The organism is Streptomyces sp., from assembly GCF_031178505.1.
Classification (GTDB): Bacteria; Actinomycetota; Actinomycetes; order Streptomycetales; family Streptomycetaceae; genus Streptomyces; species Streptomyces gulbargensis.
The window spans coordinates 1-2,518 of sequence record NZ_JAPSIW010000895.1 but is presented as its reverse complement, the minus strand read 5'-3'; the positions used below and the strand labels follow the sequence as shown (position 1 = coordinate 2,518).

Below are 2,518 nucleotides of genomic sequence, written 5' to 3'. Positions count from 1 at the left end.
CAGCGAGACGGCCTGGGCGACGCCGCGCGTGACCTCGCTCAGGGCGACCGTGGCGAAGGCGCGCGGATCGGCCTCCCGGGCCAGCCGGACGGCCACCGCCACCTGCCGCGGCAGCGAGCCGGCCATCGCGCGCAGGCTCAGCTTCAGCCAGGCACCGTCGTGGGCACCCCATCCGTGGTCGTAGGTGAGTTCGCCGCCGAACAGCAGCTGTTCGGACGCGGAGGGGTCGCCCGTCGCGGCGGCCGTCGTCCCGGCGGTCGTCCTGGTCATGCGCACCTCCTCACGTCGGGACGGGCCGGGATGCCGGGGGCGCCGGCACGGCGGAGGGGAGAAGCCGGGGGAAGGGGAAGGGGATGCATCGCGGCCTCCACAGGCGAGTCGGGGTGTGTTGCCGGGCTCAACGACGCCGCGCGCCTGCTCGAACACATGTGTTTCGGACGGGGCGGGAACCCCGGGAACAGGCGAATGCGCGTTCGTGTGGAATACACCGACCCCCTCGGTACGCGGGCCGCCGCGCGACCGCGCCTGGCCGAAACGCCGAGGTGGCCGCTCGCCGGACCGGACCGGCGAGAACCCGTCCCCGTTCACCGCCCGATGCGCGATGATCGGCGCGCACCCGTGGAGACCCGGCGCCGGAGACCGGGACCACGACGGAGGGGGAGGGCGCATGTCGGGACGGCATTCCGCGCGGGACGGCGGCGGTGACGGCGCGGGCGGGGAGAGCCCGCGCGGCGCGGACGGCGCGAGGCACCCCACCGGCGGTACGGGGCAGGGCGCGGGCCAGGGCCTGGGACGGCGGCGGTTCCTGGGGTACGTGCTGGCCGCGCCCACCCTGACCGTCGCCGCCCAGCTCGGCGCGGAGGCCCTCGCGCCCCGCCGGGCCGAGGCGGCCGTCCCGGGCCTCGTGCCCTCGCTGCCCGGCCCCGCCGAGATCCTGGACCTCAACGACCTGCTCACCGCGGCGGCCCTGCCCACCAGCCACCTCGTCACCATCACCCTCGACACCCACGGCACGGCCCACTTCGCCCTGCCGCGCGCCGAGGTGGGCCAGGGTGTCACCACCTCCAGCGCCATGCTGATCGCCGAGGAACTCGACCTGCCGCTCGACAGAGTGCGGGTCACCCTCGCCGACGCGCGGCCGGAGCTCCTCTTCAACCAGCTCACCGGCGGGTCGAACACGACCGTCTCGACCTACACGCCCCTGCGCGTCGCCGCCGCCGTCGCCCGCGGCCGGCTGCTGCGCGCCGCCTCCCTCGCCCTCGGCGAGGCCGTCTCCACCCTCACCACGAAGGCCGGCGCGGTCCTCTCACCCACCGGCGCGCGCCTCGGTTACGGCGAACTCGCCGCACGCGCCGCCGCCCTCACCGACACGGCGGTCGAGGTCACCCTCAAGGACCGGTCCCGTTTCGATGTGATCGGCACCGGACAGCGCCGCCTCGACGCCCTCGACGCCGTGACCGGACGCAAGAAGTTCGCCATGGACCTGCGGATCCCGGACGCCCTGCCCACCATGGTCTGCCGCCCGCCCACCATCAACGGCACCGTCCGGTCCGTCGCCGACCTCACCGAGGTACGGGCCATGCCGGGCGTCACCGACGTCGTCACCGTCTCCACCGGGGTCGCCGTCCGCGCCCGCACCTTCGGCCAGTGCGTCGACGCGATCCGCGCCCTCCGGGTGTCCTGGGGGCCGGGTACCGCCGAGGGAGCCTCCGACGACACCGTCCTGGAGAAGCTCCGGCGCGCCGAACTCCCCCTGGTGGTCCCGCCGCTCGACCTCCTCACCAAGGCCGTCGACGCCCGCTTCACCTTCCACTTCGCCAGTAACGCCGCGCTGGAGACGAACTGCGCCGTCGCGGACGTCCGCGCGGACTCGGCCGAGATCTGGGCCTCGCTCAAGGCCCCGATCGTCGCCCAGGAGCGGATCGCCCTCATGCTCGGCCTGCCCCCGTCCGCCGTGCGGGTCCACGTCACCGAGGGCGGCGGCTCCTTCGGCCGGAAGCTGTTCGCCGACGCCGCGCACGAGGCCGCCGAGATCTCCCGCGCCCTGGGCAAGCCCGTGAAACTGATGTGGCACCGCACGGACGACTTCCGCCAGGGCCGTACGCACCCCATGTCCACCTCCCGGGTCCGGGCCACGTACGCGCTCGGCGAGATCCTCACGTACGAGCAGCGGCACACCTCCGTCGTCACCGACTTCGGGCACGGTGTCGGTGAGGTCCTCACGGCCGAGGCGGCCCGGCTTCCCGTCGGCGACCTGACCTTCTCCGAGACGATGTTCCAGCTCACCCAGATCAGCCCCTACCACCTCGGGGTCACCACCCAGCTGCTCTCCGAGACCGACCAGGGCTTCAACACCGGCTCGATGCGGAACATCTACTCGCCCAACGTGCCCTGCGCCCAGGAGCTCGTCCTCGACGAGGTCGCCCGCCGTACGAACCAGGACCCGTACGCGATGCGCCGCAGGCTCCTGAAGGACGCACGGGCCCGGGCCGTACTGGAGAAGGCGGCGGAGGCGGGG

General features: G+C 74.1%; 1 protein-coding gene and 1 pseudogene. One reads left to right on the top strand and one right to left on the bottom strand.

From position 1 onward, the window contains the following. A pseudogene (locus tag RIF68_RS34115) lies at window positions 1–270 on the bottom strand (ABC transporter ATP-binding protein); the annotation flags it as partial. A 397-nt stretch (window positions 271–667) separates the two neighbouring features. Here RIF68_RS34115 and RIF68_RS34110 point away from each other — a divergent pair. After that, window positions 668–2,518, top strand: a 1,851-nt coding sequence (locus tag RIF68_RS34110) for a molybdopterin cofactor-binding domain-containing protein (RefSeq protein ID WP_309055345.1), incomplete at its 3' end; no start/stop codon positions are given.